General features: G+C 63.7%; 17 protein-coding genes and 2 pseudogenes. 9 read left to right on the forward strand and 10 right to left on the reverse strand.

From position 1 onward, the window contains the following. Positions 1-3: 3 nt before the first annotated feature. The 5 genes from ttgB (at position 4) to CAG00_RS12275 (ending at position 8018) form a co-directional block, all read left to right on the forward strand. Entirely contained in the window at positions 4-3156 is a 3153-nt protein-coding gene (gene ttgB, locus CAG00_RS12255) for a multidrug efflux RND transporter permease subunit TtgB (protein ID WP_075046219.1), read from the forward strand. Then, complete coding sequence (locus CAG00_RS12260) at positions 3153-4610, forward strand: AdeC/AdeK/OprM family multidrug efflux complex outer membrane factor (RefSeq protein ID WP_025340485.1); 1458 nt, start codon at positions 3153-3155, stop codon at positions 4608-4610. The genes ttgB and CAG00_RS12260 overlap by 4 nt, the downstream gene beginning before the upstream one ends. 339 nt (positions 4611-4949) lie before the next feature. Beyond that, on the forward strand, positions 4950-6206 hold the full coding sequence (locus CAG00_RS12265) for an OprD family porin (protein ID WP_075046220.1): 1257 nt from the start codon (positions 4950-4952) through the stop codon (positions 6204-6206). A 181-nt stretch (positions 6207-6387) separates the two neighbouring features. Continuing rightward, positions 6388-7311: a LysR family transcriptional regulator gene (locus CAG00_RS12270; RefSeq protein ID WP_025340487.1), complete on the forward strand. Its 924-nt coding sequence runs from the start codon at positions 6388-6390 to the stop codon at positions 7309-7311. A gap of 194 nt (positions 7312-7505) precedes the next feature. Beyond that, complete coding sequence (locus tag CAG00_RS12275; RefSeq protein ID WP_025340488.1) at positions 7506-8018, forward strand: DUF962 domain-containing protein; 513 nt, start codon at positions 7506-7508, stop codon at positions 8016-8018. Between the two features lie 127 nt (positions 8019-8145). Here the strand turns inward: CAG00_RS12275 and pcaC are convergent, their stop codons facing one another. The 9 genes from pcaC to pcaR form a co-directional block, all read right to left on the reverse strand. After that, positions 8146-8538 carry a 4-carboxymuconolactone decarboxylase gene (pcaC, locus tag CAG00_RS12280; protein ID WP_013974040.1) on the reverse strand — a complete coding sequence of 131 codons (393 nt, stop codon included), beginning with the start codon at positions 8536-8538 and terminating at the stop codon, positions 8146-8148. Between the two features lie 11 nt (positions 8539-8549). Then, the gene (gene pcaD / locus CAG00_RS12285) at positions 8550-9341 is read right to left on the reverse strand and encodes a 3-oxoadipate enol-lactonase (RefSeq protein WP_085664383.1); all 792 of its coding nucleotides are present in this window, start codon (positions 9339-9341) and stop codon (positions 8550-8552) included. A gap of 11 nt (positions 9342-9352) precedes the next feature. Beyond that, positions 9353-10705, reverse strand: coding sequence for a 3-carboxy-cis,cis-muconate cycloisomerase (locus CAG00_RS12290; RefSeq protein ID WP_025340490.1), 1353 nt, complete (start codon positions 10703-10705; stop codon positions 9353-9355). A 9-nt stretch (positions 10706-10714) separates the two neighbouring features. After that, on the reverse strand, positions 10715-12004 hold the full coding sequence (locus CAG00_RS12295; protein WP_085664384.1) for an MFS family transporter: 1290 nt from the start codon (positions 12002-12004) through the stop codon (positions 10715-10717). Between the two features lie 185 nt (positions 12005-12189). Next, positions 12190-13395: a 3-oxoadipyl-CoA thiolase gene (gene pcaF / locus CAG00_RS12300; RefSeq protein ID WP_176240882.1), complete on the reverse strand. Its 1206-nt coding sequence runs from the start codon at positions 13393-13395 to the stop codon at positions 12190-12192. Beyond that, complete coding sequence (locus CAG00_RS12305; protein ID WP_085664386.1) at positions 13392-14171, reverse strand: CoA-transferase subunit beta; 780 nt, start codon at positions 14169-14171, stop codon at positions 13392-13394. The genes pcaF and CAG00_RS12305 overlap by 4 nt, the downstream gene beginning before the upstream one ends. After that, the gene (locus CAG00_RS12310; RefSeq protein WP_015271654.1) at positions 14168-15028 is read right to left on the reverse strand and encodes a CoA transferase subunit A; all 861 of its coding nucleotides are present in this window, start codon (positions 15026-15028) and stop codon (positions 14168-14170) included. Before CAG00_RS12310 ends, CAG00_RS12305 begins: the two co-directional genes overlap by 4 nt. 238 nt (positions 15029-15266) lie before the next feature. Next, on the reverse strand, positions 15267-16613 hold the full coding sequence (locus CAG00_RS12315; protein ID WP_085664387.1) for an MFS transporter: 1347 nt from the start codon (positions 16611-16613) through the stop codon (positions 15267-15269). A gap of 411 nt (positions 16614-17024) precedes the next feature. After that, positions 17025-17915 carry a pca regulon transcriptional regulator PcaR gene (pcaR, locus tag CAG00_RS12320; protein ID WP_025340494.1) on the reverse strand — a complete coding sequence of 297 codons (891 nt, stop codon included), beginning with the start codon at positions 17913-17915 and terminating at the stop codon, positions 17025-17027. Between the two features lie 489 nt (positions 17916-18404). Between pcaR and CAG00_RS28800 the strand changes: the two genes are divergently transcribed. Together CAG00_RS28800 and CAG00_RS12330 are read left to right on the forward strand one after the other, a co-directional pair. Beyond that, the gene (locus tag CAG00_RS28800) at positions 18405-18605 is read left to right on the forward strand and encodes a hypothetical protein (RefSeq protein ID WP_003259583.1); all 201 of its coding nucleotides are present in this window, start codon (positions 18405-18407) and stop codon (positions 18603-18605) included. A gap of 313 nt (positions 18606-18918) precedes the next feature. Next, entirely contained in the window at positions 18919-20391 is a 1473-nt protein-coding gene (locus CAG00_RS12330) for an inorganic phosphate transporter (protein ID WP_085590382.1), read from the forward strand. Between the two features lie 224 nt (positions 20392-20615). Here CAG00_RS12330 and CAG00_RS12335 read toward each other — a convergent pair whose 3' ends face one another. Beyond that, on the reverse strand, positions 20616-22091 hold the full coding sequence (locus CAG00_RS12335; RefSeq protein WP_085664388.1) for a helicase HerA-like domain-containing protein: 1476 nt from the start codon (positions 22089-22091) through the stop codon (positions 20616-20618). Positions 22092-22260: 169 nt separating this feature from the next. Here CAG00_RS12335 and CAG00_RS29275 point away from each other — a divergent pair. Next, positions 22261-23277, forward strand: a pseudogene (locus CAG00_RS29275) (cache domain-containing protein); the annotation flags it as partial. A 261-nt stretch (positions 23278-23538) separates the two neighbouring features. Further along, a pseudogene (locus CAG00_RS29280) lies at positions 23539-24135 on the forward strand (methyl-accepting chemotaxis protein); the annotation flags it as partial. Positions 24136-24218: the final 83 nt, after the last annotated feature.

The following is a 24218-nucleotide window of genomic DNA, read 5'->3' on the forward strand; positions in this document are numbered from 1 at the left end:
ACCATGTCGAAGTTCTTTATCGATCGCCCGATCTTCGCCTGGGTGATCGCCTTGGTGATCATGCTGGTCGGCGCCTTGTCGATCCTGAAGCTGCCGATCAACCAGTACCCCAGCATCGCGCCGCCGGCCATCGCCATCGCCGTGACCTACCCGGGCGCCTCGGCGCAAACCGTGCAGGACACCGTGGTACAGGTGATCGAGCAGCAGCTCAACGGTATCGACAACCTGCGTTATGTGTCGTCGGAAAGTAACTCCGACGGCAGCATGACCATTACCGCCACCTTCGAGCAGGGCACCAACCCAGACACCGCACAGGTGCAGGTGCAGAACAAGCTGAACCTGGCCACCCCGCTGCTGCCGCAGGAAGTGCAGCAGCAAGGTATCCGCGTCACCAAGGCAGTGAAGAACTTCCTGCTGGTGATCGGCCTGGTGTCCGAAGACGGCAGCATGACCAAGGACGACCTGGCCAACTACATCGTCTCCAACATGCAGGACCCGATCTCGCGTACCGCGGGTGTGGGTGACTTCCAGGTGTTCGGTGCGCAGTACGCCATGCGTATCTGGCTCGATCCGGCCAAGCTGAACAAGTTCCAGCTGACCCCGGTCGACGTCAAGACCGCCGTGGCCGCGCAGAACGTGCAGGTGTCCTCCGGCCAGCTCGGCGGCCTGCCGGCCATGCCGGGTACCCAGCTGAACGCCACCATCATCGGCAAGACCCGCCTGCAGACTGCCGAGCAGTTCGAGAAGATCCTGCTCAAGGTCAACAGCGACGGTTCGCAGGTGCGTCTGGGTGATGTCGCCCAGGTTGGCCTGGGTGGTGAAAACTATGCCGTCAGCGCCCAGTTCAACGGCAAGCCGGCCTCCGGCCTGGCAGTTAAACTGGCTACCGGTGCCAACGCCCTGGACACCGCCAAGGCCCTGCGCCAGACCATCGCCGACCTGGAACCATTCTTCCCGCCTGGGGTGAAAGCGGTATTCCCGTATGACACCACCCCGGTGGTCACCGAATCGATCAGTGGCGTTATCCACACCCTGATCGAAGCCGTGGTCCTGGTGTTCCTGGTGATGTACCTGTTCCTGCAGAACTTCCGCGCCACCATCATCACCACCATGACCGTACCGGTTGTGTTGCTGGGTACCTTCGGCATCCTTGCCGCTGCCGGCTTCAGCATCAACACCCTGACCATGTTCGCCATGGTCCTGGCCATCGGCCTGCTGGTGGACGACGCCATCGTCGTGGTGGAGAACGTCGAGCGGGTGATGTCCGAGGAAGGCTTGCCGCCCAAGGAAGCGACCAAGCGCTCGATGGAGCAGATCCAGGGTGCCCTGGTGGGTATCGCCCTGGTGCTGTCGGCGGTACTGCTGCCCATGGCGTTCTTCGGCGGCTCCACGGGTGTGATCTACCGGCAGTTCTCCATCACCATCGTCTCGGCCATGGGCCTGTCGGTGCTGGTGGCGCTCATCTTCACCCCGGCCCTGTGCGCCACCATGCTCAAGCCGCTGAAGAAGGGCGAGCACCATGTGGCCAAGCGTGGCTTCTTTGGCTGGTTCAACCGCAACTTCGACCGCAGCGTAACCGGCTACGAGCGCAGCGTGGGTACCATCCTGCGCAACAAGGTACCGTTCCTGCTGGCCTACGCGCTGATCGTGGTCGGCATGATCTGGCTGTTCGCCCGCATCCCTACCGCGTTCCTGCCGGAAGAAGACCAGGGCGTATTGTTCGCCCAGGTACAGACCCCGGCCGGCTCCAGTGCCGAGCGCACCCAGGTGGTGGTCGACCAGATGCGTGAGTACCTGCTCAGCGAAGAGGCCGACACCGTGGCTTCGGTGTTCACCGTCAACGGCTTCAACTTCGCCGGCCGTGGCCAGAGCTCGGGTATGGCGTTCATCATGCTCAAGCCGTGGGATGAGCGCTCCAAGGAAAACAGCGTGTTCGCCCTTGCCCAGCGCGCTCAGCAGCACTTCTTCACCTTCCGCGATGCGATGGTGTTCGCCTTTGCCCCGCCTGCGGTGCTCGAACTGGGTAACGCCACCGGCTTCGACGTGTTCCTGCAGGACCGCGGCGGTGTCGGCCATGCCAAGCTGATGGAAGCGCGCAACCAGTTCCTGGCCAAGGCCGCGCAGAGCAAGATCCTCAGCGCCGTGCGCCCGAACGGCCTGAACGACGAGCCGCAGTACCAGCTGACCATCGATGACGAACGTGCCAGCGCCCTGGGCGTGACCATCGCCGACATCAACAACACCCTGTCGATTGCCCTGGGTGCCAGCTACGTCAACGACTTCATCGACCGTGGCCGGGTCAAGAAGGTGTACATCCAGGGCGAGCCGAACGCGCGGATGAGCCCGGAAGACCTGCAGAAGTGGTACGTGCGCAATGGCGCCGGCGAAATGGTGCCGTTCTCCTCCTTCGCCAAGGGCGAATGGACCTACGGTTCGCCGAAGCTGTCGCGTTACAACGGCGTCGAGGCAATGGAAATCCTCGGTGCTCCGGCCCCGGGCTACAGTACCGGTGAAGCCATGGCCGAGGTCGAGCGCATTGCTGGCGAACTGCCAAGCGGCATCGGCTTCTCCTGGACCGGCATGTCCTACGAGGAAAAACTCTCCGGTTCGCAGATGCCGGCACTGTTCGCCCTCTCGGTACTGTTCGTGTTCCTGTGCCTGGCAGCCCTGTACGAAAGCTGGTCGATCCCGATCGCCGTGGTACTGGTAGTACCGCTGGGTATCATCGGTGCCCTGATCGCCACCAGCCTGCGCGGGTTGTCCAACGACGTGTACTTCCTGGTCGGCCTGTTGACCACCATCGGCCTGGCGGCGAAAAACGCCATTCTGATCGTCGAATTCGCCAAGGAACTGCACGAGCAAGGCCGCAGCCTGTACGACGCGGCGATCGAGGCGTGCCGCATGCGTCTGCGCCCGATCATCATGACCTCGCTGGCGTTCATCCTCGGCGTGGTACCGTTGACTATCGCCAGCGGCGCCGGCGCCGGCAGCCAGCACGCCATCGGTACTGGCGTGATCGGCGGCATGATCAGTGCGACCGTGCTGGCTATCTTCTGGGTACCACTGTTCTTCGTCGCAGTGTCGTCACTGTTCGGCAGCAAAGAGCCGGAAAAAGACGTCACCCCTGAAACTCCACGTTATGAGGCTGGGCAATGACCAAGTCTTTGTTGTCCCTGGCAGTAACCGCTTTCATTCTTGGCGGCTGCTCGCTGATCCCTGACTACCAGACCCCGGAATCGCCGGTGGCTGCGCAGTGGCCGCAAGGCCCTGCGTACTCGCCGACGCAATCGGCGGAAGTTGCCGCCGCCGAGCAGGGCTGGCGCCAGTTCTTCCACGACCCGGCACTGCAGCAGCTGATCCAGACTTCGCTGGTCAACAACCGCGACCTGCGCGTTGCCGCGTTGAACATCGACGCCTACCGTGCGCAGTATCGCATCCAGCGTGCCGACCTGTTCCCGGCGGTTTCGGCCACCGGCAGCGGCAGCCGCCAGCGCGTACCGGCGAACATGTCGCAGACGGGCGAAGCGGGCATCACCAGCCAGTACTCGGCCACCCTGGGCGTCAGCGCCTATGAGCTGGACCTGTTCGGCCGCGTGCGCAGCCTGACCGAGCAGGCCCTGGAAACCTACCTGTCCAGCGAGCAGGCGCGTCGCTCCACGCAGATCAGCCTGGTGGCCAGCGTGGCCAACGCCTACTACACCTGGCAGGCCGACCAGGCGCTGTTCAAGCTGACCGAAGAAACGCTGAAGACCTACGAGGAAAGCTACAACCTCACCCGTCGCAGCAACGAAGTCGGCGTAGCCTCGGCACTCGACGTCAGCCAGGCGCGTACCGCCGTGGAAGGCGCCCGGGTCAAGTACTCGCAGTACCAGCGCCTGGTCGCCCAGGACGTCAACAGCCTGACCGTGCTGCTGGGCACCGGCATTCCCGCCGACCTGGCCAAGCCGCTGGAGCTCAATGCCGATCAACTGGCCGAAGTACCGGCCGGCCTGCCGTCGGACATCCTCCAGCGTCGCCCGGACATCCAGGAAGCCGAGCACCTGCTCAAGGCCGCCAATGCCAACATTGGCGCGGCCCGCGCAGCGTTCTTCCCGAGCATCAGCCTGACCGCCAATGCCGGCAGCCTGAGCCCCGACATGGGCCACCTGTTCTCGGGCGGCCAGGGCACCTGGCTGTTCCAGCCGCAGATCAACCTGCCGATCTTCAACGCCGGCAGCCTGAAGGCCAGCCTGGACTACTCGAAGATCCAGAAGGACATCAACGTCGCCAAGTACGAAAAGACCATCCAGACCGCCTTCCAGGAAGTCTCCGATGGCCTGGCGGCGCGCAAGACCTTCGAAGAGCAGTTGCAGGCGCAACGCGACCTGGTGCAGGCGAACCAGGACTACTACCGCCTGGCCGAACGCCGCTATCGCATCGGTATCGACAGCAACCTGACCTTCCTCGACGCCCAGCGCAACCTGTTCAGCGCCCAGCAGGCACTGATCGGCGACCGCTTGTCGCAGCTGACCAGCGAAGTCAACCTGTACAAGGCGCTTGGCGGTGGCTGGTACGAGCAGACCGGGCAGGCCAACAACCAGCAGGCAGCGGTGGAAGCACCGAAGAGCTGATTGAAGCTGTCAAAGCATCAAGCCCACCCTCGCGGTGGGCTTTTTGTTTTGTGTTGCCTGAACCGGCCTCTTCGCGGGCTCGCCCGCTCCCACAGGCTGTGATGATCCTGTGGGAGCGGGCGAGCCCGCGAAGAGGCCAGTGCAGGAGAACAATTAACCAACCAGAACATTCTGTTCGATTATCGCCCGCTTCCGTTTGTGGCGAATTGCCTCACCCCAGCCCTACCCCGCACCATCCTCCCACGCAACGTTGCCCCGGTTCATCCCAAAAGACCCGCACCTGCAGGCCGCATCCTGCAGCGTACCGGCTCGCCCATAAAAACAAGAGATCCACGACAGATGAGCACTTTGCAACCCGCACGCCAGCTGCTGCCCGGCCTGTTGGCCATGTCCTGCGCACTCCCCGTGTTCGCCGCCGACCAAGGTGGTTTCCTGGAGGACGCCAAGGCCACCCTCAACCTGCGCAACTTCTACATCAACCGCAACTTCGTCGACCCGGCACACCCGCAGGCCAAGGCCGAGGAGTGGACGCAGAGCTTCATCCTCGACGCCCGCTCCGGCTTTACCCAAGGCACCGTCGGTTTCGGCGTGGACGTACTGGGCCTGTACTCGGTCAAGCTCGATGGCGGCAAAGGCACCACCAACACTCACCTGCTGCCGGTGCACGACGACGGCCGCCCGGCCGATGACTTCGGCCGCCTGGGCGTGGCACTGAAAGCCAAGCTGTCCGAAACCGAGCTGAAAGTGGGTGAATGGATGCCGGTACTGCCGATCCTGCGCTCGGACGATGGCCGCTCGCTGCCGCAGACCTTCCGCGGTGGCCAGCTGACCTCGAAGGAAATCGCCGGTTTGACCCTGTACGCCGGCCAGTTCCGCGGCAACAGCCCGCGCAACGACGCCAGCATGGAAGACATGTCGCTGAACGGTAAGGCCGCATTCACCTCCGACCGTTTCAACTTTGGCGGCGGCGAGTACACCTTCAACGACAAGCGCACCATGATCGGCCTGTGGGATGCCCAGCTCAAGGACATCTACCGCCAGCAGTACCTCAACCTGGTGCACAGCCAACCCCTGGGCGACTGGACCCTGGGCGCCAACCTGGGCTACTTCATCGGCAAGGAAGACGGCGCCGAACGCGCTGGCGAACTGGACAACCGCACCGCCTCGGCCATGCTCTCGGCGCGCTATCAGGGCCACACCTTCTACGTCGGCCTGCAGAAAGTCAGCGGCGACGACGCCTGGATGCGGGTCAACGGCACCAGCGGCGGCACCCTGGCAAACGACAGCTACAACTCCAGCTTCGACAACGCCAAGGAGCGCTCCTGGCAGGTGCGTCATGACTTCAACTTCGCCACCGTCGGCGTGCCAGGCCTGACCCTGATGAACCGCTACATCAAGGGTGACAACGTCACCGCAGGCGGCGTGGACGATGGCAAGGAATGGGCGCGGGAAACCGAATTGGCCTATGTGGTGCAGTCGGGCAGCTTCAAGGACCTGTCGGTGAAGTGGCGCAACTCCACCATGCGCCGGGACTTCAGCACCAACTCGTTCGATGAGAACCGGTTGATCGTGAGTTACCCGCTGAATCTCCTCTGAATTCTTCAGGTTCACCACAGCTTCAGAATCTGTGGTGAACCTGTGGGAGCGGGTTTACCCGCGAAGAGGCCAGAAGCCACAGCAAATAACCATAAGCTATAAACAAATCAATAAACCTTCTTTGACGACATATGCAGCAACCGCTTGAATAGGCCCCTGATCCCCGCCCCAGAGCCGTGACATGGACCTCCGTCAGCTGCGCTACTTCATCGCCCTCACCGAATACCGCAGCTTCGTCCGTGCCGCCGAGGCCATGGGCATCACCCAACCCGCCTTCAGCCGTGCCATCCAGAGCCTGGAACACAGCTTCGGCTGCCCACTGGTCGACCGCGCCAGCAAAGCCCTGCCGCCCACCCCCGAAGGCCTGGTGGTGCTGCAACATGCCCGGCGCCTGGTACAAGGTGCCGCGCAGCTGAGCAACGAAGTGCTGCAGATGACCAAGCTCGACGCCGGCGAGCTGCATTTCGGCAGCGGCCCGGCGCTGGCCGTGCGCCTGGTGCCCGATGCCCTGCGTCACTTTCTCGAACGCCACCCGGGCATCCGCACCTCGCTGCTGGTGGACAACGCCGAACGCCTCGGCCAGGCCCTGCGCCGCGAGCAGATCGAGTTTTTCGTCGACGATATCCGCCCGTTCGAAGCCGACCCCAACTTCCACACCGAGCCCCTTTCACCGCGCCCCGGCCTGTTCTTCTGCCGCCCGGGGCACCCATTGCTGGCCAAGGACAGCCTGTCGACCAACGATCTGTTCAGCTACCCGCTGGCCAGCGCCCTGCTCGCCCCCGGCGTGCGCAAGCGCCTGGCCAACCTGAGCGGGCGCAGCGATTTCACCCCGCACCTGCAAACCGAGCACCTGGCCGTGCTGCGCAGCGTGGTGGAGGCCAGCGATGCCATCGGCACCGCCAGCGAGGAAGCCGTGGCCGAAGACCTGGCCAGCGGCCGCCTGGTGCGCCTGCACTGGCGCAACCTGCCACCGGCGCTGGAAGTGCTGAGCGTGCGCTGTGGCGTGGTCAGCCGCAGCGGTTACCGGCTGTCGCCGGCGGCGCGAGCGATGATCGAGACGCTGGTGGGGCTGGATATGCCAGTGCGGGCTGCTGCCATTCGCTGAGCTGATGATGGTGGCAGGGGCGGGCTATCCTGAGCTATATCGGTCGCCTGTACCGGCCCTTTCGCGGGTAAACCCGCTCCCACAGGTACAGCGCAGCCCTCAGGAGTTGTGGTGCCCCCTGTGGGAGCGGGTTTACCCGCGAAGAGGCCAGAACAGGCAATACACCTCGATCAGGCAACCAGGGAGGCACAACAATGAAAACCCTCGTCGACCACCTGAGCCAATACGCCAGCTACCACCGCGACCCACGCAACATCGCCACCCATTTCGTCGGCATCCCGATGATCGTGCTGGCGGTCACCATCCTGCTGTCGCGCCCTGGCTGGGAGGTAGCCGGCATGTGGCTGTCCCCTGCCCTGCCGGCGGCGGCAGCCTCGGTCTGGTTCTACCTGCGCCTGGACCTGCGCTTCGGCCTGGTGATGGGGTTGTTGCTTGGGCTATGCCTGTGGGTCGGCCAGGTGCTGGCGATGCAGACGACAGCGCTGTGGCTCGGTGCCGGGCTGGGGGCGTTCGTGGTGGGCTGGATCATCCAGTTCGTCGGCCATTACTACGAAGGCCGCAAGCCGGCGTTTGTCGACGATGTCAGTGGGTTGATCATCGGGCCGTTGTTCGTGGTGGCAGAAGCGGCATTCATGCTCGGCCTGTGCCCGGCCCTGAAACGCGCCGTCGAGGCCAACGCCGGGCCCGTGGTGGCGCGCTCTATGTAGGAGCGGCCTTGTGTCGCGATAGGGCTGCGAAGCGGCCCCAGGGTTTCAGCTTCGCAGCCAATATTGCCGGGGCCGCTTTGCGGCCCATCGCGACGCAAGGCCGCTCCTACAAGGGACCGCGTAGTGGTCAGGTACGCGACTCCACGCCCAGCTCATCCCACACCGACTCAGCCATGTGGAAGGTGGCATTGGCCGCCGGAATGCCGCAATAGATCGCGCTCTGCATCAGCACTTCCTTGATCTCGTCGCGGGTCACGCCGTTGTTGGCCGCCGCGCGCAGGTGCAGCTTCAGCTCGTCGTTGCGGTTCATGCCAATCAGCATGGCGATGGTGATCAGGCTACGGGTATGGCGCGGCAGGCCCGGGCGAGTCCAGATGTCACCCCAGGCGTGGCGGGTGATCATCTCCTGGAACTCGCCGTTGAAGTCGTTGAGCTTCTCCAGGCTGCGGTCCACGTGGGCATCGCCAAGCACTGCGCGGCGTACCTGCATGCCGGCGTCGTAACGTTGTTTCTCGTCCATGGTGGTATCCCTCAGTGAGCCAGCAGGAAGTCGAGCACGCGGCGGCTGAACGCCTCGCCGATCTCGACGTTGGACAGGTGCGCCGCCGGGAAGTCGACGTACTCGGCACCCGCGATACCGGCCTGCATGAAGCGGCCGTGCTCCGGAGTGGTCACCACGTCCTCGGTACCGGCAACGATCAGCGCCGGCACCTGGATACGGCCCAGTTGCTCGCGGTAATCGGCATCACGCACCGCCGCGCAGTTGCCGGCATAACCCTGCGGACTGGTTTGCGCCAGCATCTGGCAGATGCGCTGGGCCTGCGCTGGCTGGGCCTGGGCGAAGCCCGGGGTGAACCAGCGGGCGATGGAGGCATCGCGCAGGTCGACCATGGCCTGCTGGCCGCCCTTGAGCACGGTGTCGATACGGGTGTTCCACACCTCGTCGTTGGCGATCTTGGCGGCGGTATTGCACAGGGTCAGGCTGTGCAGGCGCTCGCCGGCATTGATGCCCAGCCACTGGCCGATCAGGCCACCCATCGACAGGCCGACGAAGTGCGCCTTGGCAATATCCAGCCCATCGAGCAGGGCCAGCACGTCACGGCCCAGCTGTTCGATGCTGTAAGGGCCTTCAGTGACCAGCGACCCACCGTGGCCACGGGTGTCGTAGCGCAACACGCGCAAGTGCTCGCTCCACAGTGGAATCTGCGTGTCCCACATGCCCAGGTCGGTACCGAGCGAGTTGGACAGGACCAGCACCGGGGCGTTTTCCGGGCCATCGATCTGGTAATTCAAAACGCCATCGGCCAGTTGCAAGTGCGCCACAGCGGTCTCCTTCAGGCAGTGAAACGTTGATGTTCGGACACGGCGCGCGCCACCCAGACGCGGGCCTGGCCCAGGTAATGGGCAGGGTCGAGCAAGCGATCGAGTTCTTCGGCGGACAGTTCGGCGCTGACCTGCGGCTCTTCACCCAGCACGGTGCGCAGGTGGCGCTGCTCGGCCACCGCGCGCTGGCAGCACTGCTCCAGCAGGTGGTGGGCGTGGTCACGGCCCAGGCGCTGGGCGAGGACGATGCTCACCGCTTCGGCCAGCACCAGGCCCTGGGTCAGGTCGAGGTTACGGCGCATGCGCGCGGCATCCACTTCCATGCCCTCGGCAATCACCTGGGCCTGGCGCAGCGCACCAGATACCAGGCAGCAGATGTCCGGCAGGGTTTCCCATTCGGCATGCCACAGGCCGAGGCTGCGCTCATGCTCCTGGGGCATGGCGGCGAACAGCGTCGAAACCAGCCCCGGCACGCGGGTCGCGGCGCCGATCAGCACCGCGGCGCCCACAGGGTTGCGCTTGTGCGGCATGGTCGAAGACCCACCCTTGCCCGGCGCGGAAGGCTCGAACAGTTCCCCCGCCTCGGTCTGCATCAGCAGACTGACATCACGGCCGAACTTGCCCAGGCTACCTGCGACCAGGCCCAGCACCGAGGCAAATTCCACCAGGCGGTCGCGCTGGGTGTGCCAGGGCTGCTCGGGCAGGGTCAGCTTGAGCTGCTCGGCCAGGGCTTCGGCCACCGGCATCGCCTTGCTGCCCAAAGCCGCCAGGCTGCCCGAGGCACCGCCGAACTGCAGCACCAGCAAGCGTGGGCGCAGCTCCTGCAGGCGCTGGCGGTGACGGGTCAAGGCGCCCAGCACACCGGCCAGTTTCATGCCCAGGGTCACCGGGGTGGCATGCTGCAGCCAGGTGCGCCCCACCAACGGCGTGTCGGCGTGCTGCAAGGCCTGGCGCGACAAGGTATCGGCCAGCTTGCCGAGGTCGGCTTCGATCAGGTCGAGGGCAGCACGCAGCTGCAGGACCAGCCCGGTGTCCATCGCGTCCTGGCTGGTGGCGCCCAGGTGCACATAGCGCTCGGCTTCGGGCACGCCACTGGCAATCACCTTGCCCAACGCCTTCACCAGCGGGATCGCCGAGTTGCCAGCAGTGGCGATGGCATTGGCCAGCGCGCCAACGTCATAGCGCTCGGCGTGGCACGCCGCCTCGATGGCCGCTACCGCGCTATGCGGGACCAGCCCGGCAGCCGCCTCGGCCCGCGCCAGCGCCGCTTCGAAATCGAGCATGCCCTGCAGGCGGCCACGGTCGGAGAAGATCTCGCGCATGGCCGGTGCGGTGAAGTAGGCGTCGAACAGTTGGTTGGTCATGCCACGTCCTTAATCATCGTGGTGCAGGTACGCGGCCTGCTTCGGCAAGCGCAGGCTGAACAGGAAGGCAATCGCCATCATCGCCGTCACGTACCAGTAGAAAGTGTTTTCCATGCCCAAGGTCTTCAGGCCCAGGGCCACGTACTCGGCCGAACCGCCGAACGCCGCGTTGGCCACCGCATAGGCCAGGCCCACACCCAGTGCGCGCACCTGCGGCGGGAACATCTCGGCCTTCACCAGCCCGCTGATCGAGGTGTAGAAACTGACGATACACAACGCCAGGGTAATCAGCACGAAGGCCATGAACGGGCTGCTCACGGTTTTCAGCGCCATCAGCAACGGTACGGTGAACAGCGTACCCAGGGCGCCGAACAGCATCATCGAATTACGCCGGCCGATGCGGTCGGAGAGCATGCCGAAGAACGGCTGCAGCACCATGAACAGGAATAGCGCGCCAGTCATCACGTAGCTGGCGTTTTTTGCGGTCATGCCGGTGGTGTTGACCAGGTACTTCTGCATGTAAGTGGTGAAGGTGTAGAAGATCAGCGAACCGCCCGCGGTATAGCCGAGCACGGTGATGAAAGCCGCCGCATGGTTGCGGAACAGGCCCTTGATGGTGCCGGCATCCTTGTCCTGGCGGGTTTCGGCGCTGCTGGTCTCATGCAGCGAGCGGCGCAGCATCAGCGAGATCAGCGCGGCAATGGCGCCGACCACGAACGGAATGCGCCAGCCCCAGGCGCGCAGTTCTTCTTCAGTGAGCAGCTGCTGCAGGATCACCACCACCAGCACCGCCAGCAACTGGCCGCCGATCAGGGTCACGTACTGGAACGAGGCGAAGAAGCCGCGCTGGCCGCGCAGGGCCACTTCACTCATGTAGGTGGCAGTGGTGCCGTATTCGCCGCCTACCGACAGGCCCTGGATCAGCCGGGCCAGCAACAACAGCGCCGGGGCCCAGGTGCCGATGCTGGCATAGGTGGGCAGGCAGGCGATCATCAGGGAGCCGAAGCACATCATCAGCACCGAGATCATCAGGGAATTCTTGCGACCATGGCGGTCAGCGAGGCGGCCGAAGATCCAGCCACCGATGGGGCGCATCAGAAAGCCCGCGGCGAACACGCCTGCCGTGTTCAACAACTGCACGGTGGGGTCGTCGGAGGGGAAGAAAGCCGGGGCAAAGTAGATCGCGCAGAAGGCATAGACGTAGAAGTCGAACCATTCCACCAGGTTGCCTGAAGAGGCACCAACGATAGCGAAGATGCGTTTACTGCGTTCTTCGCCGGTGTAATAGGCTGAGGTCATGGTGAGTTTACTCCTGGAGGGTCGCAGGTAATTCTAGACACACCTGGTAACACACTCGTTCCGCTATCTGGCTGGCAATTAGCCTTGAGTCGCATGTGCCGGCCTCTTCGCGGGTAAACCCGCTCCCACAGGGGATGCGTGGTTCCCTGTGGGAGCGGGTTTACCCGCGAAGAGGCCGGTACAGGTCAAACCCGCTCGATGGCCAGCGCCAAACCTTGGCCAACGCCCACACACATGGTCGCCAGCCCTTTACGCCCACCGCTCTTCTCCAGCTGGTGAAGCGCAGTCAGCACCAGGCGCGCACCGCTCATGCCCAGCGGGTGGCCCAGGGCGATGGCACCGCCGTTGGGGTTCACCTGCGGTGCATCGTCGGTCACACCCAGCTCACGCAGCACCGCCAAACCTTGGCTGGCAAAGGCTTCGTTGAGCTCGATCACATCGAAATCATTCACCGCCACACCCAGGCGCTCGGTCAGCTTGCGCACTGCCGGCACCGGGCCAATGCCCATCACCCGCGGTGCAACACCGGCACTGGCCATGCCCAGTACCCGGGCACGTGGGGTCAGGCCGTGTTTCTTCACCGCCTCGGCCGAGGCCAGGATCAACGCCGCGGCACCGTCGTTCACGCCCGAGGCGTTGCCGGCGGTGACGGTCTTGTCCGGGCCGTTGACCGGTTTGAGCTTGGTCAGGGCTTCCAGTGTGGTTTCCGGGCGCAGGTGCTCGTCATGCTCGACGACGGTCTCGCCCTTCTTGTGCGCGATACGCACCGGCACGATTTCTTCGGCGAAGAAACCGGCGGCCTGGGCGGCAGCTGCCTTCTGCTGGCTGCGCAGGGCGAAAGCATCCTGGTCAGCACGCGAAACCTGGTAATCGTCGGCCACGTTGTCGGCGGTTTCCGGCATGGAATCCACACCGTACTGGCTCTTCATCAGTGGGTTGATGAAACGCCAGCCGATGGTCGTGTCTTCGAGCTTCATGTTGCGCGAATAGCCGCTTTCGGCCTTGCCCATGACGAACGGGGCACGCGACATCGACTCGACGCCGCCGGCAATCGCCAGCTCCATTTCGCCGCTGGCAATGGCGCGGAAGGCAGTGCCGATGGCATCCATGCCCGACGCGCACAGGCGGTTCAGGGTAACGCCCGGGATGCTCTGCGGCAGGCCGGCCAGCAGCAGCGCCATGCGCGCCACGTTGCGGTTGTCTTCACCGGCCTGGTTGGCGCAGCCGAAGAACACTTCGTCAACCTGATCCCACTGCACGCTCGGGTTGCGCTCGATCAGCGCCTTCAGCGGCACGGCGGCCAGGTCGTCGGCCCGCACGCCGGCCAGGGCGCCGCCGAAGCGGCCGATCGGGGTACGGATGGCGTCACAGATGAATACGTCGCGCATCAGGCTTCTCCTGCCACCTGGCCATGGGCCGCGGCGGTACGGGCTTCGAGGTCACGCAGGGCGGACAGCTCGACTTCGGTAGGTTCGGCAGTGGTCTGCACATCGTCGGCAAAGCGGATCGCCCAGCCAGTGGCGGCGATGATCTGCTCGCGGGTCACACCCGGGTGGATCGCGGTGACGACGAATTCGTGGGTGCCGGCTTCCGGCTCCATGATGCACAGGTCGGTGATGATGCCGACCGGGCCGTCGCCTGGCAGGCCAAGGCGTTTGCGCGAGTCGCCGCCTTCACCGTGGCCAACCGAGGTGATGAAGTCCAGCTTGTCGACGAAGGCACGCGGCGACTGCTTGAGGATGATCAGCACCTGCTTGGCGGAACCGGCGATTTCCGGTGCGCCACCGGCACCCGGCAGGCGGGTTTTCGGGGCGTGGTAGTCACCGACCACAGTCGTGTTGATGTTGCCGAAGCGGTCGACCTGGGCGGCGCCAAGGAAGCCGACGTCGATGTGCCCACCTTGCAGCCAGTAGCGGAAGATCTCGCCGGTCGGCACCACGGTGTCAGCGGTTTCGGCCAGCTCGCCGTCGCCGATCGACAGCGGCAGCACGCTTGGCTTGGCGCCGATCGGGCCGGATTCGTAGATCAGCACCACATCTGGCGACGAGGTCAGGCGCGCCAGGTTGGCAGCCTTGGATGGCAGGCCGATGCCGACGAAGCACACAGCACCGTTGCGCAGGCGACGGGCTGCGGCGACGGTCATCATTTCGGAAGTGGAGTAGCTCATTGTGCGGCCTCCGCAGTGCTGGCCAGCTTGGCCTTGAATTCGTTGAAATCGGCAGTGCCACGGATGTAGGTGTCGATCCAGGCGGTGAACGATTCGCGGCTACGCGCGATCGGGTCCCAGGCCTGGTAGAAGCGGTTGTCACGCTCGTAGTAGCCGTGGGCATAGGACGGGTGCGCACCACCAGGTACCAGGCACACCGCGCTCAGCGCCCAGGTCGGCAGCACGCAGGCGTTCATCGGGGCCTGCAGGTCGTCGACGATTTCCTCGACGGTGACGATGCAGCGCTTGGCGGCCAAGGCGGCTTCCTTCTGCACACCGAGGATGCCCCACAGCAGCACGTTGCCCTTGCGGTCGGCCTTTTGCGCGTGGATCACGGTCACGTCCGGGCGCACCGACGGCACGGCTGCCAGCACTTCACCGGTGAACGGGCAGGTGACGCTCTTGATCAGCGGGTTGACCTTCGGCAGGTCGGAGCCGGCGTAGGCACGCAGCACGGCGAACGGCAGGCCGGAAGCACCGGCGACATAGGCGTTGGCCAGGTCGGCGTGGCTGTGTTCTTCGATTTCGATGGCGTGTGGCCATTGCTTCTCGACGGCATCACGCAGGCGGTGCAGCGAACCGACACCCGGGTTACCACCCCAGGAGAAGATCAGCTTGCTGGCGCAACCGGCGCCGATCAGCTGGTCGTAGATCAGGTCCGGAGTCATGCGCACCAGAGTCAGGTCGCGCTTGCCCTGACGGATGATCTCGTGGCCGGCGGCAGTCGGGATCAGGTGGGTGAAACCTTCGAGGGCGACGGTATCGCCATCCTGGATGAACTGCTTCACGGCTTCGTGAAGCGGGAGAATTGCAGCCATTTGGAGACTCCTGGTCAGGGTGCTTCGGTGAGCTCAGATTAAGGAGACTGGTGGGTGGCTTACAATCCGATAATCGACTATTTGTGCGATTATCGAACCATTTGTTGTCCTGCTACTCATCTTGATTCTGGGGCTGCTGCGCAGCCCTTTCGCGCCACAAGGCCGCTCCTACAGGGAATCGCGTTTCCCTGTAGGAGCAGCCTTGTGCTGCGAAGGGCCGCAAAGCGGCCCCCGGGCTTCAGGTCGCGTCAGCGTGGCTCACCAGCCCTTTCACGATCACACCCACGGTCGCCAGCCCCGCCGGCACCAGCAACGCCGTCAGCACCTGTTCGAAGTTCCAGCCCAGCCCCAGCAGCGTCGCGCCACTCCAGGCCCCGAGAATCGCCCCGAAGCGGCCGATACCCAGCATCCACGATACCCCTGTGGCGCGGCCCTGTGTCGGATAGAAGCGCGCCGCCAGCGAAGGCATCGCCGACTGGGCGCCGTTCACGCACATGCCGGCAACCAGCACCAGGGTGGCCAATACGGTGATGTTGCCCAGGCTCTGCCCCACGGCGTAGGCGAACACCCCGGCCAGCAGGTAGAAAATGCCGATCACCTTGTGCGGATTGAAGCGGTCCATGGCCCAGCCCACGCCGACGGCACTCAGCACGCCACCGAACTGGAACAGCGCGCCGATGAAGGCAGCCTGCTCCATGCTCGCGCCGCTGTCGCGCATCAAGGTTGGCAGCCAGCTGGTCAGCAGATAGACGATCACCAGGCCCATGAAGTAGGTCAGCCACAACAGCATGGTGCCCATGCCGTAGGTACCGGAGAAGATCAGCGCGAACACGTTGCGCGCGGCCACCGCCTTCTGTTCCGGCACGCTGAAGCTGCCCGCCTCGGCCACCACCCCTGGCGCGATGGGCGACAAGGTCTGGCGCACCTTGTCGGTGCCCCGATTGCGCACCACCAGGAACCGCGCCGACTCCGGCAGCCATACCATCAGCACCAGTGCCAGCAGCAACGGCAGCACGCCACCGATCACCAGCAGGCTGTGCCAGCCGTAAGCCGGGATCATCTTGGCGGAAATGAAACCACCACCGGCCATGCCCAGGTTGAAGCCGCAGAACATGCTGGTCACCAGCAGCGACTTGAGGCGCTCGGGGGTGTATTCAGACAACAGCGTGGTGGCGTTGGGCATGCCTGCGCCAAGGCCCAGGCCGGTCAGGAAGCGCAACACCAGCAACTGGTCGACGTTGGTGGCATAGGCCGAGGCCAGGCTGAAGCCGCCAAATACCAGCACCGCCCCCACCAGCACGCCCTTGCGGCCAAACCGGTCCGCCAGCGGGCCGGAGCCGAGGGCACCGAAAACCATGCCGATCAATGCAGCACTCATGACTGGGCCGAGGCTGGCGCGGTCAATCCCCCACTCCTGCGACAGGGCCGGGGCGATGAAGCCCATGGCGGCGGTGTCCAGGCCATCGAGGAAGACGATCAGGAAGCACAGCAACACCACCCGCCATTGGTAGCGGGACAGCGGCTGCTGATTGATGAACGACTGGACGTCAAGGCTTTTGCCGACGTTGGTTTGCGCTTGGTTCATTGTTGTTATCCAGAATGAGGGGCACAGCCAGGCCACTGCACGCGATAAACCGGTACAGAGGACGATAGTTTGAGGGAATGCGGCCGGCGTCAGCCTGGATATAACGGTACTGCGCGCGGGTGCGGCCGCGGCAGCGAGGGGACAGTATTCATGTAAGTGCCTCTTATTATGTTTTTCTTGTTCGGTCGGCACAGCCGACCGTTGCGAGAGACATTAATCAGCGGGCGGTGGTGGCGCAATTGACCGCGAACGACACTGTGCGTTTATCGCACAGGAAACGGTTATTACTGTTTTATTTTGGGGCCGCTTTGCGGCCCATCGCGACACAAGGCCGCTCCTACAGGGTTACGCGATCTACCTGTAGGAGCGGCCTTGTGTCGCGAAAGGGGTGCAACGCGCCCCCGGGACACTTCAGCCAAACAACTGATGGCAAAGGTCCCGGCTGGCCGCCAGCAGGATCGGCAAGAACCGCTGCTCCAGCTCACTGCGCGTCACCCGCCCGACATGGGTACTCACATTCAACGCCGCCAACACCTGCCCCGAGGCGTCATACACCGGCACCGCAATCGAACGCAGCCCCTGCTCCAGCTCCTGGTCTACCACGCACCAGCCCTGGGCGCGCACCTGCTGGATACAGGCGAACAGCGACTCAGGGTCATGCAAGGTACGGCTGGTACGCGCCTTCAGGTCGGCACGCTCCAGGTATTCCCGCAGGCTGGTGTCATCCATGGCCGCCAACAGAATGCGCCCCATCGATGTGCAATAGGCCGGCAGGCGCCCGCCCACCGACAGGTCGACCGAAATCAGCCGCTCCACGGTGGCCGAACGGGCTATATAAAGAATGTCGTCACCTTCGAGCGTGGCCATGTTGGCCGCCTCGTGCAGCTGGTCGCTGATGCGGTCAAGGTAAGGCTGGGCGGAAATCGCCAGCGGCGTCGACGACAGGTACGCATGCCCCAGCGTCAGCACTTTGGGCAACAGCGAATAGGTGCGCCCGTCGGTGGTGGCGTAACCCAGCTTGATCAACGTGTGCAGGCAACGGCGTACCGCCGCACGGGGGATTTCGGTGCGGTGGCTGATCTGGGCGATGGTCAGGTGACGCTTGCGTTCCTGAAAGGCCTGGATGACTGCCAGGCCTCGGGCCAAGGAGGTCATGAAGTCCGGGTCGCCAGTAAAGGCCTGGATGCGCTTTGCCGGGGAAGCCACGATCGGCGGTGCCAGGGCTGCCGAGGCAGATCGCCCCTGCTCCGGGTTGCCCGACTCTGGATTGACGGAATCGTTGGCCAGGGTTTCGTCACTCATCGCACACCTCAAAAAAAACGCCCACTCGTGCGATTATCGAACAAACGGCCGATAATCGCAATTGACCGCTGACACTTTTACTTATACCTTTCTCATGCCACTTGTGGCTTCTTTGGAGAGACTGGTCAGGTACCCACCGTAGAAGTCCCCAGGCAACGGCCTCGCCTTTTGGCGAGGCCGTTTTTCATTACCCTCCCGCTCGACGGTCCCGCTGCTGCACTGCAACGAACTTTTGTCCGTCTTGCCTTTCAAACTTGTACGAAAGGCCCAAACTGTTGTCGGATGCATTCCGTTACTTGCGTCTGGTGATGTCAGGGTTGGGTAAATAACGATGTTCGGCGAAATATCGGTTGCTATAATCGATTGCGCAGGCCTCGACGATGCCGTGGCAATGGAACCTTCCGCTGTATCAAGCCGTTGCGGCCAGCAAGGCATGTGCACGCTGCACAGCGCATAACAACACTCATCAAACTTAATTCAGGTACTACTGTGACGAAAGATGAACTGCGCGCGGAACTCGAGCGCCAGGCTGAACGTTACAAGGATGTTTACGGTGGCGAAGTCACCACTTACGCCGCACAACCGGATCCGGAACGCAAACCTTGGCGCAAGCGCGCCAGCGTGCGCGACCAGGCCTTCAGCCAGGAACTGGAACGTATGGAAAAGGAACTGCGCAGCGACACTCCCTGACCCCCGGGACCACGCCAGCGCGTCGTCGCCCGGCCTGCCCGGGCGCGGTCGATCTTTACTGTCCGGCCGAAGGTGAAATGGAATTACACAAATTTCATACGGCCGTTTGAACAGAAGCGAAGCGGCTTTTTCTCCAGCTTTTTGCCGGTTTTCGCCAGGTTTTGCGCGTTTTAGCGGACATTTCCCTGCCTCCACGTCACGCCGTGCACATCACGCTCCCGACAGGAAGATTGCCATCGGTCTGTCGCAGATGCATCGATTGCCAAGGTTTTCTGGCATAATCCCGCCCCCCTAAGACCGCCAGACAACCTTCATGATCGAATTATTCAGCGGACTGGATGCCTGGGTGTTGGTGAGCCTGCTGCTCGCCTTGACCTTCGTGCTCGCCTTCGAGTTCATCAATGGCTTTCATGACACCGCCAACGCGGTAGCTACCGTCATCTATACCAAAGCCATGCCGCCGCACCTCGCCGTGTTCTTCTCCGGCGTGTTCAACTTCCTTGGCGTTCTGCTCGGCGGTGTCGGGGTGGCCTATGCCATCGTGCACCTGCTGCCGGTAGAGCTGCTGATCAATGTGAACACCGGACACGGCCTGGCCATGGTCTTCTCGCTGCTGGCTGCGGCCATCACCTGGAACCTGGGCACCTGGTACTTCGGTATCCCCGCCTCCAGCTCGCACACGCTGATCGGCTCCATCCTCGGCGTCGGCCTGGCCAATGCCCTGATCAACGACATCCCGCTGGGCGACGGCGTCAACTGGCAGAAGGCGATCGACATCGCCATGTCGCTGGTGGTCTCGCCGATGGCCGGCTTCGCCGTTGCCGCCCTGGTACTGATCGGCCTGAAGTGGTGGCGCCCGCTGTCGAAGATGCACAAGACCCCCGAGCAGCGCCGCAAGCTCGACGACAAGAAGCACCCGCCGTTCTGGAACCGCCTGGTACTGGTGGTTTCGGCCATGGGCGTGAGCTTCGTGCACGGCTCCAACGACGGCCAGAAAGGCATCGGCCTGATCATGCTGGTGCTGATCGGTATCGTCCCGGCCAAGTTCGTCCTCGACCTGAACAGCACCACCTACCAGATCGAGCGTACCCGCGACGCCACCCTGCACATGAGCCAGTTCTACCAGCGCAACGCCGCCACCCTGGGCGAGTTCCTGGCACTGGGCAAGGCCAAGTCCAGCGACCTGCCGGAGCAGTTCAGCTGCAACCCGCAGCAGACCGAGCCGACCATTGCCGCGCTGCAGTCCTCGCTGCAGGGCGTGACCGACTACCACAGCCTGAGTGCCGACAAGCGTGTCGAAGTGCGCCGCTACCTGCTGTGCCTGGACGACACGGCGAAGAAGGTCGGTAAGCTGCCAGGCCTGGAAGCCCGTGAAAAGGCCGACCTGGAAAAACTGCGCAAAGACCTGACCGCCACCACCGAATACGCCCCGTTCTGGGTGATCGTGGCCGTCGCTCTGGCCCTGGGCCTGGGTACCATGGTCGGCTGGAAGCGCGTGGTACTGACCGTTGGCGAGAAGATCGGCAAGCAGGGCATGACCTATGCCCAGGGCATGTCGGCGCAGATCACCGCGGCTTGCGCCATCGGCATGGCCAACATCTTCGCCCTGCCGGTATCGACCACCCACGTGTTGTCGTCCGGTGTGGCCGGCACCATGGTCGCCAACAAGAGCGGCCTGCAAGGCGGCACCGTGAAGACCATCCTGCTGGCCTGGGTTCTGACCCTGCCTGCGTCGATGGGCCTGGCGGCCGGCCTGTTCTGGCTGGCGTCCAAAGCCATTGGCTGAGTGATACCGCAATAGAAAAAGGCGCCCTCCGGCGCCTTTTTCGTATCCGCAAACACACACGCCTCTTGTAGGAGCGGCCTTGTGTCGCGAAAGGGCTGCAGAGCAGCCCCAGCAATTTGTGCATCTGCGCTGAAATCCCGGGGCTGCTTCGCAGCCCTTTCGCGACACAAGGCCGCTCCTACAGGTACAGCGCAGGCCTGTGGATGGGGGCCGGTAAAGGCAAACTACCTTTTCTTGCCCCCCAGCAACGACCCCATCAACCCACGCACCAACTGCCGCCCCAACTGGTTGGCCGCCTGGCGCACCGCCGACTTGATTGCCTGCCCTGCCGCACTCTGCAAGAACTCACCAGCCTTGTCGGCAAAGCTCTCTTCATCTGCCTTGGGTTGCGGCGCGGGCTCCACCGGCTCACCCTTGCGCTGGGTCAGCATCTCATACGCCGACTCACGGTCCACCGGCTTGTCGTAACGCCCCGCCAGCGGCGAATCGGCAATCAGCGCACTGCGCTCAGCCGCACTCAACGGCCCGATACGCGACTGCGGCGGTGCAATCAGCACCCGTTGCACCATCGCTGGCGTGCCCTTCTCTTCCAGCGTCCCCACCAGCGCCTCGCCAATGCCCAGTTCGGTCAGCACCGCCAGGGTGTCGAACGCCGGGTTGGGGCGGAAGCCATCGGCCACGGCGCGCAGCGACTTCTGCTCTTTGGCGGTAAACGCCCGCAAGCCATGCTGAATGCGCAAGCCCAACTGGGCCAGCACCGCATCCGGCAAATCCCCCGGCGACTGGGTAACGAAGTACACACCCACACCCTTGGAACGAATCAGCCGCACCACCTGCTCCAGGCGATCCTGCAATGCCTTGGGCGTATCGTTGAACAACAAGTGCGCTTCATCGAAGAACAACGCAAGCACCGGCTTGTCGGCATCACCGCGCTCAGGCAGTTGCTCGAACAACTCGGCCAGCAGCCACAACAGGAAGGTCGCGTACACCTTCGGTGCATCGTGAACCAACCGGCTGGCGTCCAGCAGGTGGATACGCCCACGGCCATCCGGGTCTGGCCGCAGGAGGTCCTCGAGCTGCAGCCCCGGTTCACCGAACAACGCCTCGGCGCCCTGCTGCTCCAGGGTCGCCAACCGGCGCAACAGCGCCTGGGTGGAGGCCGTGGTCATCAGCGCGCTGTCCTCACCCAGCAGTTGCGGGTTGTCCTTCAGGTGCGCGAGCAGCGCCTTGAGGTCCTTGAGGTCGAGCAGCAGCAGGCCTTCACGGTCGGCCACCTTGAACGCCGCATACAGCGCCGCCTGTTGGCTGTCGGTCAGTTCCAGCAGGTTGCCCAGCAGCAGCGGCCCCATTTCACTGAGGGTGGTGCGCAGCGGGTGGCCGGACTGCCCGGCAATGTCCCACAGGCTCACCGGGTAAGCCTGGGGCCTGTGCCCCAGCCAGGGCATGCCGGCGATGCGTTCGGCCACCTTGCCCTGCGGTGCACCAGTAGCGCCCAGGCCGCAAAGATCACCTTTGACATCGGCGGCGAACACCGCAACCCCCGCGTCACTGAACGCTTCCGCCAGATGCTGCAGGGTGACGGTCTTGCCAGTACCCGTTGCACCCGCTACCAGGCCATGGCGGTTGGCCAGCCTCATGGCTTGCCCAACCGGCTGGCCATCCGGGCCAGCGCCTACAACGATGGTCGAAATTTCCGACATCTCTTTAATCCTCTGCTCAAGCTTTACCGTAATTCGGCCGATACCTGTGGGTGATATTCGCCTTAATAGAGAGGAACAACCGAAAAGGGACTTTTCGGGATGTTGCACTGCTTTGCGACTCCACGCGTGCAAACGCCTGATATGAAACCTTAGCGGAACCGATTACGCCATGAACAAAAGCCTTCGTTTCAGCCACAAGATTCTTTTGGCAGCGTCACTGATCGTGATACTCGCCTTCAGCCTTTTCACGCTCTACAACGATTACCTCCAGCGTAATGCGATCCGCGAGGACCTCGAAAACTATCTGGCTGAAATGGGCGCTTCCACTTCGACCAATATTCGCAACCTGTTCGAAGGCCGTATCAAGCTGGTGGAAAACCTGGCACAGAACATAGCCCAGGCCCCGACCAACGCCGAAACCCTGATGGGCCAGAATGCGCTGGTTTCCAGCTTCCTCACCGTCTACCTGGGCAAGGTCGACGGTGGCTTCAGCGTGCGCCCTGATTCGAAAATGCCCGACGGCTACGACCCGCGCACCCGCCCCTGGTACAAGGACGGCATGAATGCCGCTGGCGCGACCCTGACCGAGCCGTACATCGACATGACCACCAACAAGATGGTCATCGGCATCCTCAGCAAGGTTTCCGCCAGTGTCGGCGTGGTCGGTGGCGACCTGGCCCTGGACGGCCTGGTGCAGATCATCAACTCGCTGAACTTCGGCGGCATGGGCTACGCCTTCCTGGTCAACGACCAGGGCAAGATCCTGGTGCACCCGGACAAAGACCTGGTGATGAAGTCGCTGTCGGACCTGTTCCCGCAGCACACGCCGAAACTGACCGGTGAGCTGACCGAAGTGCAGAGCGAAGGCCAGGCCCGCCTGCTGACCTTCACCCCGATCACCGGCCTGCCTTCGGCCAACTGGTACATCGGCCTGTCGGTGGACAAGGACAAGGCCTTCTCGATGCTCAGCACCTTCCGCACCTCGGCGGTGATCGCCACGCTGGTGGCGGTGGTGATCATCATCGGCCTGCTCGGCCTGCTGATCCGTGTGCTGATGCAGCCGCTGCACACCATGACCCGCGCCATGGAAGACATCGCCGAAGGTGAAGGCGACCTGACCAAGCGCCTGCGTATTCACAACCACGACGAATTCGGCATCCTGGGCAGCGCCTTCAACCGTTTCGTCGAGCGTATTCACAGCTCGATCCGCGAAGTGTCCTCGGCCACCGAGCAGGTCAACGAAGTAGCCCTGCGGGTCATCAGTGCCTCGAACTCGTCGATGACCAACTCCGACGAACAGTCCAACCGCACCAACAGCGTGGCCGCCGCCATCAACGAACTGGGCGCCGCCGCCCAGGAAATTGCCGGCAACGCCGCCCAGGCTTCGCAGCACGCCAGTTCGGCGCGGTTGCTGGCCGAAGAAGGGCAGCAGGTGGTGGAACGCAACATTGCGGCAATGAACCGCCTGTCCGACCTGATCGTCACTTCCAGCGCGCACATCGAGACGCTGAACAGCAAGACCGTCAACATCGGCCAGATCCTCGAAGTGATCACCAGCATTTCCCAGCAGACCAACCTGCTGGCGCTGAACGCGGCCATCGAAGCGGCCCGCGCCGGTGAAGCCGGGCGTGGTTTTGCGGTTGTAGCCGATGAAGTACGCAACCTGGCGCACCGCACCCAGGAGTCGGCGCAACAGGTGCAGACCATGATCGAAGAACTGCAGGTCGGCGCGCGCGAATCGGTCGAGACCATGGACCAGAGCCAGCGCCACAGCCAGGACAGCATGCAGATCGCCAACCAGGCCGGTGAGCGGCTGGACAGCGTTACCGTGCGCATCGGCGAGATCGACGGCATGAACCAGTCGGTGGCCACCGCCACCGAAGAGCAGACCGCCGTGGTCGAGGCGATCAACATGGACATCAACGAGATCAACATGCTCAACCAGGAAGGCGTGGAAAACCTGCAGGCCACCCTGCGCGCCTGCTCCGACCTGGAGCAGCAGGCCGGCCGCCTGAAGCACCTGGTGGGCAGCTTCCGTATCTGATCGCAAACCGCGTCGCCTGCTTCGCGGGTAAACCCGCTCCCACAGGATCTCCGCCGCTCTTGAATGCGTGGTGATCCCTGTGG

Origin of the sequence: Pseudomonas sp. B5(2017) (assembly GCF_002112825.1) — a bacterium.
Lineage (GTDB): Bacteria > Pseudomonadota > Gammaproteobacteria > Pseudomonadales > Pseudomonadaceae > Aquipseudomonas > Aquipseudomonas putida_Z.

Bases quoted from the DNA above. Each gene is read 5' to 3' on its own strand.
- CAG00_RS12260 (WP_025340485.1), top strand. From the start codon at position 3,153: ATGACCAAGTCTTTGTTGTCCCTGGCAGTAACCGCTTTCATTCTTGGC.
- CAG00_RS12265 (WP_075046220.1), top strand. From the start codon at position 4,950: ATGAGCACTTTGCAACCCGCACGCCAGCTGCTGCCCGGCCTGTTGGCC.
- CAG00_RS12335 (WP_085664388.1), bottom strand. From the start codon at position 22,091: ATGTCGGAAATTTCGACCATCGTTGTAGGCGCTGGCCCGGATGGCCAG.
- CAG00_RS12310 (WP_015271654.1), bottom strand. From the start codon at position 15,028: ATGGCTGCAATTCTCCCGCTTCACGAAGCCGTGAAGCAGTTCATCCAG.
- CAG00_RS12275 (WP_025340488.1), top strand. From the start codon at position 7,506: ATGAAAACCCTCGTCGACCACCTGAGCCAATACGCCAGCTACCACCGC.
- pcaR (WP_025340494.1), bottom strand. From the start codon at position 17,915: ATGAGTGACGAAACCCTGGCCAACGATTCCGTCAATCCAGAGTCGGGC.
- CAG00_RS12290 (WP_025340490.1), bottom strand. From the start codon at position 10,705: ATGACCAACCAACTGTTCGACGCCTACTTCACCGCACCGGCCATGCGC.
- ttgB (WP_075046219.1), top strand. From the start codon at position 4: ATGTCGAAGTTCTTTATCGATCGCCCGATCTTCGCCTGGGTGATCGCC.
- CAG00_RS12330 (WP_085590382.1), top strand. From the start codon at position 18,919: ATGATCGAATTATTCAGCGGACTGGATGCCTGGGTGTTGGTGAGCCTG.
- CAG00_RS12305 (WP_085664386.1), bottom strand. From the start codon at position 14,171: ATGAGCTACTCCACTTCCGAAATGATGACCGTCGCCGCAGCCCGTCGC.
- CAG00_RS12315 (WP_085664387.1), bottom strand. From the start codon at position 16,613: ATGAACCAAGCGCAAACCAACGTCGGCAAAAGCCTTGACGTCCAGTCG.
- CAG00_RS12270 (WP_025340487.1), top strand. From the start codon at position 6,388: ATGGACCTCCGTCAGCTGCGCTACTTCATCGCCCTCACCGAATACCGC.
- CAG00_RS12295 (WP_085664384.1), bottom strand. From the start codon at position 12,004: ATGACCTCAGCCTATTACACCGGCGAAGAACGCAGTAAACGCATCTTC.
- pcaC (WP_013974040.1), bottom strand. From the start codon at position 8,538: ATGGACGAGAAACAACGTTACGACGCCGGCATGCAGGTACGCCGCGCA.